This is a genomic window from Oerskovia enterophila, from assembly GCF_001692445.1.
Taxonomy (GTDB): domain Bacteria; phylum Actinomycetota; class Actinomycetes; order Actinomycetales; family Cellulomonadaceae; genus Oerskovia; species Oerskovia enterophila.
In genome coordinates this window covers 62,532-70,629 of the sequence record NZ_MAQA01000021.1, presented here as the reverse complement: position 1 = coordinate 70,629, position 8,098 = coordinate 62,532, and the positions used below count along the sequence as shown (strand labels likewise).

3 protein-coding genes are annotated in these 8,098 nt (G+C 72.0%); 2 read left to right on the top strand and 1 reads right to left on the bottom strand.

Annotated elements, in window-relative coordinates; translation table 11 throughout:
• Positions 1-3 precede the first annotated feature (3 nt).
• A complete protein-coding gene (gene kynU, locus OERS_RS10290) occupies positions 4-1,269 on the top strand; it encodes a kynureninase (RefSeq protein WP_068625687.1) in 1,266 nt (421 codons plus the stop codon).
• A gap of 107 nt (positions 1,270-1,376) precedes the next feature.
• A complete protein-coding gene (locus OERS_RS10285) occupies positions 1,377-3,551 on the top strand; it encodes an MMPL family transporter (RefSeq protein WP_068625686.1) in 2,175 nt (724 codons plus the stop codon).
• A gap of 165 nt (positions 3,552-3,716) precedes the next feature.
• Here the strand turns inward: OERS_RS10285 and OERS_RS10280 are convergent, their stop codons facing one another.
• Entirely contained in the window at positions 3,717-7,916 is a 4,200-nt protein-coding gene (locus tag OERS_RS10280; protein ID WP_068625685.1) for a beta-L-arabinofuranosidase domain-containing protein, read from the bottom strand.
• Positions 7,917-8,098: the final 182 nt, after the last annotated feature.

The window sequence follows — 8,098 nt, the reverse complement described above, 5'->3', positions numbered from 1 at the left end:
CCCGTGACCGACTCCCCCGCCGCCTCCCCGCAGGCACGCCCGAGCACTCCCGCGCAGCGCGCCGCCCTGCTCGACGCCTCGGACCCGCTCGCGCCCTTCCGGGACGCGTTCGTCGCGTCCGACGACGTCGTGGCCTACCTCGACGGCAACTCGCTCGGGCGCCCGACGCACGCGAGCGCCGACCGACTGGCGCGCTTCGCGACCGAGCAGTGGGGAGCCCGCTTGATCCGCGGCTGGGACGAGTCCTGGTACGAGCTGCCGCTGAGCGTCGGCGACCGGATCGGGGCGACCGTGCTCGGGGCCGCGCCCGGCCAGACGTTCGTGGGCGACTCGACGACCGTGATCCTCTACAAGCTCGTGCGCGCGGCGCTCGAGGCCCGCCCGGACCGCACCGAGATCGTGCTCGACAGCGGGAACTTCCCGACCGACCGCTTCGTCCTCCAGGGCGTCGCGGCCGAGCGGGGCGCGACCCTGCGCTGGATCGCACCGGCCCACGACGGCGGCGTGACCGCCGAGCAGGTCGCGGACGCCGTCGGGCCGCGCACCGCGCTCGTGCTGCTCAGCCACGTCGCCTACCGCTCAGGGCACCTCGCGGACGCCGCGACGATCACGCGCCTCGCCCACGACGCCGGGGCGCTCGTGCTGTGGGACCTGTGCCACTCGGCGGGGGCCGTCCCGGTCGAGCTCGACGCCTGGGGCGTCGACCTCGCCGCGGGCTGCACCTACAAGTACCTGAACGGCGGCCCCGGGTCCCCCGCGTTCGGCTACGTCCGCGCGGACCTGCAGGCGACGCTGACCCAGCCGATCCAGGGCTGGATGGGCAGCGCCGCGCCGTTCGAGATGGGCCCCGAGTATGCACCCCACCCGGGGGTGCGGCGGTTCCTGAGCGGGACGCCCGCGGTCGTGGGGATGCTCGCGATGCAGGACATGCTCGACCTGCTCGCCGACGCCGGGATGGAGCGTGTGCGGGCCAAGTCGGTCCGGCTCACCGAACTCGCGCTCGACCTCGTGGACGAGCTGCTGGTCCCGCTCGGGGTCGCCGTCGCCTCACCCCGCGACGCGGACCGGCGCGGCAGCCACGTCACGATCGACCATGCGGAGTTCGAGCGCGTGGTCCCGCGGCTGTGGCAGCAGGGCGTCGTCCCGGACTTCCGCCGACCCGACGGGCTGCGGCTCGGCCTGTCCCCGCTGTCCACGAGCTTCGAGGAGGTGCGGATCGGCGTCGAGGCGATCCGTGCGGCGCTCCTCGAGGGTCCCGCCGGACCCTGACCCGGGGGCCCCGGAGGTCCCCGGGCGCCCCGGTTGTCGTGCCCATCCGCCGGTGCCACCCTGGAGAGGTCGAGTACCCGGGATCCTCCCGAGGGGAAGGCACGCCCATGTTCGGCAGCATCGCTCGAACGGTGATCGCTCACCCGTGGCGCGTCATCGGCACCTGGATCGTCCTGGCGGCCGCAGTCATCGTGTTCGCGCCGAGCCTCGACGACTACACCACGGGCAACCAGCAGTCGTTCCTGCCGAGCACCTTCGAGTCGGTCGAGGCCCAGGCCGCGGGGGATGCGAGCTTCCCGGCGCAGTCCGGGGCCACCGGCAGCCTGGTCGTCGTCCGCGACGACGGCGCGGCCCTGACCGCCGCGGACCAGACCACCGTCGCGGGACTCGCGACCACGCTGGGCACCGACGCGATCCCCGGCGTCGTCTCGGTGCAGGAGACCCCGCAGTCCCTCTCGACGGACGGGCTGACCGCGGCGCTGTCGGTCGCGTTCGACGGACAGCCGGGCGACGAGGCCGTCGACGACGCCGTCCCGGCGCTGCGGACCGCGTCCGACCAGGCGCTCGCGGGGAGCGGGCTCACGAGCGCGCTCACTGGCAACGCCGCGATCCAGGTCGACACGACCTCGGCCTACGCGAGCGCCGAGCGGACCATCACGATCGCGACCGTGCTGCTCATCGTGCTGCTCCTGGGGCTGGTCTTCCGCAGCCCCCTGATCGCGGTGATCCCGATCGTCGTGATCGGCGTCGTGCTCTCGGTCGTCACGGGCCTCACGGCCCTGCTGGCCGACCTGCTCGACTTCCAGGTGAGCGACACCCTGCAGCCCATCCTCGTGGTGGTCCTGTTCGGCATCGGCACCGACTACATCGTGTTCGTCCTGTTCCGCTACCGCGAGCACCTGCGCCGCGGCGAGACGCACCGCGAGGCGCTCGAGGCCTCGGTGGGGGTCGTCGGGCGCGTCGTGGCCTCGTCGGCACTGACCGTGATCGGCGCGTTCGCGGCGCTGCTGTTCGCGCGGCTCGAGTCCTTGAGCACGCTGGCGCCCGGGCTGATCGTGGCCGTGGCCGTCATGCTGCTCACCGCGCTGACGCTGATCCCCGCGCTGTTCGCGCTGCTCGGCCGGTCGCTGTTCTGGCCGCTCGGTCCTGGCCGCGAGCCCGCGCGCAGCCCGTTCGCGGCGGTGGGAAGGTTCACGGCGCGCCGCCCCGTCGTGCCCGCGCTCGGGGTGGGCGCCGTGCTCGTGGTCCTGACGCTGTTCGCCTCGGGCTACCAGGCGACGTACGACACGCTCGACGAGCTCCCCGCGAGCACCGCCTCGCGCCAGGCCTACACGACGCTCGACGCGTCGTTCCCGGCCGGTGCTCTGAGCCCCACGCAGGTCTACGTCGTGGGCTCCGCTCCGCTGGACCCGACCGCGCTGACGACCCTCGCCACGAGCCTGTCCGCGGTGCCCGGCGTCTCGACCGTCGCCCCGCCCTCCGTCACGACCGACGGCACCGCCGCGCTGGTGACCGTGGTGCTCGCGGACGACCCGTACTCCGACGCGGCCATGGCGACCGTCGAGGGCCCGTTGCGCGAGGCCGCGCACGGGTCGGTCCCGGGGGCCGAGGTCTACGTGGGCGGCCAGACGTCCGCGTTCGTCGACGTGCGCGACCAGCTCCGCGCCGACACCGGGCGCGTCTTCCCGATCGCCGCGGTCATCATCGTGGTGATCCTCGGCCTGCTCCTGACCGCGCTGCTCGGGGCGGTCAACCTGCTGGTGTGCGTGGCCCTGACCTTCACCGCGACCCTCGGAGCCGTGGTCCTGCTCTACCTGCACGCCCTGGGGTACGGGGGCATCGACTTCTCGATCCCGATCGTGCTGTACCTGTTCGTCGTCGCGATCGGCACCGACTACAACATCCTGATCGCCGCGCGCATGCACGAGGAGTACCGGGCCGGGGCCGGCGCGCGCGAGGCCGCGCGCACCGCGATCACGCACGACGCGCCCACGGCCGCGGCGGCCGGGATCATCCTGGCCTGCACGTTCGCCTCGCTCATGCTCACGGGCATCGCGAACCTGGCCGAGCTGGGGTTCGGGGTCGCGGTGGGGATCGTCGTCGCGGCGTTCCTCATGGCCCCGCTGCTGGTCCCGGCGTTGTCCGCGCTCGAGGGGCGCGCGTTCTGGTGGCCGACGCGCCGGCACGCGGACGTCGGGCACACCGCCTCCGAGCGGGCGCCCGGGCAGGCGCAGGAGCCGACGGCGCAGGACCCGACCGCGGGCATGTCGCCCGCGTCCTGACTCGTCCGGGCACGGGCCGCGAGGCGCGGGTGCCCCCGGTCCCCGATCCCCGGACGGACGCGGGGTGCCGGGGCACGCCGTCGGGCCGTGGCTTTGGACCGGAACCGACGGCCGCGCGCCGGTGCGGCCGGGACGTCTGCCCGGCCGCACCGACGCGCCCGGCCGTCAGCCGCAGGTGAGCGCGTCGTGCTCGACCTCGACGACGCTGGTCACGGCCGAGCCGTCGAGGACCGCGCTCGCCGTGACGCTCACGCTGCCCGCGGCCAGGCTCGCGGTCCGCACGGCGAACGTCTGGGACGCGCTCTTGCCCGGCGCGACCCCGGTGAAGGACTTCGCGCCCGACGCCGTCGTGATCTTCACGTCGACCGGCACCGCCTCACCGTTGACGGCCCGCACCGCGAGCTGGGCCCTGCCCGCGACGCAGCGCGGCGTGACGTCGACCGCGACCTCGACCGTCTCGGCCGGCTCGTCGGCCGCGACGATCGTCACCGTGTACGTCATCGACGTGGTGTGATCCTGCGCGATCGCCATGATCTCGAGCGTCGTCGGGCCACCGTCGCTCGCGAGGGCGACCCGGCGACCGATCGTGTCGTCGACCAGGATCCCGTCGACCCTGACCAGTCCGCTCGCCACGTGCGGGTCGGCGTCGAGCGTGACCGCCGTCGTCCCCGGTGCGACGCGCAGCTCGTACTGCGCACGCGCGGGCGAGAACTCCGGCGCGAGGACCCCCGTGTCGAACGAGAGCGCCGAGAGCTCAGGGGTGCTGTCGAACACCGCGGACCTGTCCGTCCGGACCCCGAACAGCCCGCCGACCAGACCACCGGTCGACTGGAAGCGCACCGTGACGACGGGGATCTTCTGGCCGTCCTCGTCCAGGACGAGGTTCCCGCTGCTGTCCTTCTTGTAGCGGGTGTCCGGGCCGAGCTCGAGGAACCGGGCCGGGATCTCGGTCGAGTCGACGTAGAAGCCCTGCTCGTCCTTGCTCTCGGCCTTGTCGGTCACGGTGACGGTCTTGAGCCGCACGTCGTCGACGTACACGTCGAAGCTGCGCCCGCGGTCGCCCGAGTAGAACGTCGCCCCCAGGTAGTTCTCGTCCGCGCTCGGGTCGATCACCAGGTCGTAGCTGAACCACCCGCCCGCCTGGGCGTCGCGGTACTGGCGCCCCGCGAAGACCCCGACGCCCGACGCGCTCGAGCGCAGGTTCTTCGCGTTCTCGAAGTTGTTGTTGTCGAAGCTCGTGAGGCTGTCGATCGTCAGGTCCTTCGCGCGTTCCTCCTGCTTGGCCCGCAGGATCCGGTCCTGCGCGGCCTGGCCGTCGGGCTCCTCGAGGTTCATGTAGATCCCGTACCGCTCGTCCCAGCGCGAGGTGTGCGGGGCGTACACCAGGTCGCCCGCGTCCGAGGTGTTCTTCAGGACGAACTGGACGTCGCCGGCCGCCGAGTCCTCGATGCGCACGACGTTCTCCGCGAGGCGCTCCTTCCAGGTGGCCGCGTCCATGCCCGCCGTGGTGATGGTCGTCTGCGCTTCCGGGTCGAACGTCGAGATGCGCACGAGGATCCCCGTGCCCACCGAGCCGCCCTGGTCCCGGGTGCCGAGCCCCGCGCTGAGCACCACGGGCCCGTACTTGAAGGCCACGAAGCTCTCGTTGTCGGCCGTGCTGTGCAGCGTGACGTCGAGCGGCATCGTGTACTCGATCACGTCACCTGCGCGCACGTCCGTCAGGACCACGTACCCGCGCGAGAGCGTCGGGGTGACCGCGGCGCCGTTGACGGTCACGGTCGGCTCGCCCGCGATCCAGTCGGGCACGCGCAGGCGCAGCGTGGTGCCCTCGGCGACCGCTCCGCCGTCGAGCGCGCCGACCGTGAACCGGACCGTGTCCTCGTTGGGGAGGTTAGCGGTCTGGGTCAGCACCAGGTTCTGCTCCGCGTGCTCGAACGTCGAGCTGAAGAACATGTTGACGTAGACCGACCCCTCGCCCGTGAAGTAGATCGAGTCACCGAGCTTGGAGAAGTTCTCCATGCCCGTGCCCGTGCAGCACCAGAACTCGGTGAAGGGCAGGTTGAACACCTTGTGGTACCCCGGCGCCATGGGGTTGAAGTACGTCGTGGTGCCCGTCTCGGGGTTCTGCGAGGCGAGGATCGTGTTGATGAACGTGTTCTCGTAGTAGTCCGCGTACCGCACGTCCTTGCTCAGCCGGAAGAGCTCGCGCGACAGCTTGAGCATGTTGTACTCGTTGCAGGTCTCGGACGTCTCCGCGTTGGCGCGGGTCCCCTGGTTCGCGGCCCGGTCGAACAACGAGTCGGCCGCGTGGAAGTGCTCCGACTGGCTGTTGGCCCCGGTCACGTAGGTGTGGTGCTCGACCACGATGTCGAAGAAGTTCTCGGCCGCAGCGAGGTACATCGGCAGCTCCTCCTTCTCCTGCGGGGTCAGCAGGTCGTAGTACTCGGGGTTCTGCGTGAACACCGTGTACCGCTTGAGCGCACCGATGAGCTTGGGGATCGTCGTGTTGGCGTGCTTGCCCGCCAGGACGTCCTGGCCCGACGCGAGCTGTCGGAAGAGCGACACCTCGTCGAACGCCTCGGCGGCGTCCTTGATGCGGACGTCACCCGTGAGGTCGAACAGCTCGTAGAGCGCCTCGTTCATGCCGCCGTACTCGGTGCGCAGCAGCACGTCGGTGCTCGGGAGCTTCGCGACCCGACCGGACACGTAGAGGCCGAACCCGCTCGCGATCTCGCGCGCCTTGTCGCCCGTGGGCCCGTCGACGTACTCCGCGACGTCGAGCAGGCCCGCCAGCACCTTGTGCAGGTTGTACCAGGGCACGATCACGTTCTCGTCGGAGGGCCCGGTGCCCTGGACCTGGTCCAGGACGCTCTCGCGGAACGCCGAGACGTAGCCCGCGCTGCCCGGGTGGGCCGCCCCGTAGGCGTCCTGCACCCGCTCGAGACCGTCGACGGCCGCGACGATCTCGGCCGACAGCGCCTCCTTGGTAGCCCCGTCGGGCGTGCCCGAGTAAGACATCGCGAGGGCCGACATGTAGTGCCCGAACGCGTGGCCGCGGAAGTTCACGGCGTCGCTGCGCTCCCAGCCGCCGTACCCCTGGGGAGTCGTGGGCTCGAGCCCGGCGACCTTGTAGAACTCGTAGAGGAACGTCTCCGAGCTCAGGCTCAGGAGGTAGTCCTGCTCCTTGGACGCGGCGTTGTTCAAGAAGTCGTCGGACAGCAGGACCGTGGGCAGGCCGCTGTTCTCGAGGGGGTCCATCGACACCAGTGCGGGGACCACCACGCGGAGCTCGCGGGTCACGGGCGGCCCGTCGAGGTACCGCGCCGTGGCGGTCAGCGTGACCTCGGCGTCGTCCTGGCCCTCGGCGGGCCGGGTCACGGTGCCGTCGGTCGCGACGACGTCGGGAGCCGACGACTCCCACGTGATGGTCGAGCCCCGCGAGCCCCTTGCCGCGAGGACGAGCGCGACCGTGACCCGCTCGGGCAGCGAGAGCCCGTCGGCGTCGGCCTGCGCGACCGCCTCGCGGTCGATCACCCGTCCGGACTCCTCGTAGAGCCCGACGACGTCGGCGAGCGACGCGACGCCGTCGTACAGGCGGTACTGGTCCAGCCCCGCCCGCAGGTAGGACCCGTTGTAGGACGGACCGTTGAACCCGATCGTCTTGGGCAGCGTGGGCGACGAGCCCAGGACACCGGTCGCGCCGCCCGAGCCGATCGGGCTCGCGACGGTCGCCGGGACCTGCTCACCGTTGCGGTAGAACGCCACGTCCTTGGTCGCCGCGTCGTACGTGACCACGAGGTGCGTCCACTCGTCCGCGGGGAGGAACGACGCGCGGTCGGCCGAGGCCACCCGGACCTTGTACGGCTGGCCCGACGCCGGGCCGATCGACAGCGCGAGCGGCGACGTGTCCGACTCCGAGGACAGGTACCAGCCGTCCGAGTTGTACGCACCCTTGTTCCAGCTCACGACCTGCTCACCGGTCATCTTCCCCGTGGGTCGCAGCCAGAACGACAGCGTCAGGTCCTCGGGCTGCAGGTCGGTCGACGCCCCGAGGTCGAGGAACGTGCTGCCTCCCAGCTCGACGGCCTGCGACCCTTCGGCGACCCCCGGGACCCAGCCCAGGTTCGTCGTCGTCGAGCCCGCGTGCCCCTTGGCCACGACCGGGTGCGCCGCGGGCGAGACGTCGGCGAGGTCCCCCTCGAAGCGCAGGTCCAGGACCGGGGCGGGCAGGCCGGCGTCGGCGGCTGCGGCGACGGGCGCCCAGCCCGTGAGGACCAGTGCGGCCCCGAGGAGCGCCGCGACGGCGCGTGCTCCCGGGTGCGGTCTCGGTCGGCGCGTGACGACCGCTTCTCTGTGCGTGCTCATCGTGCTCTCTTCCGTTCGAACGACAGTGTTCGGAACCGGCCCGTCGACAGCTGACGGGCCGGACGTTGCGGGGAGCTCGCAGGTCCCGCTGGTGCAGGTCACGAGCTCTGACCGGTCGAGCGTGCGGCTCGGGCATGCCCGCGATGTGCAGTGCGGGAGCGTTCGAGCCCCGTGCATGAACG

Coding starts and splice junctions, on each gene's coding strand:
- OERS_RS10285 (WP_068625686.1), top strand. CDS start 1,377: ATGTTCGGCAGCATCGCTCGAACGGTGATCGCTCACCCGTGGCGCGTC.
- OERS_RS10280 (WP_068625685.1), bottom strand. CDS start 7,916: ATGAGCACGCACAGAGAAGCGGTCGTCACGCGCCGACCGAGACCGCAC.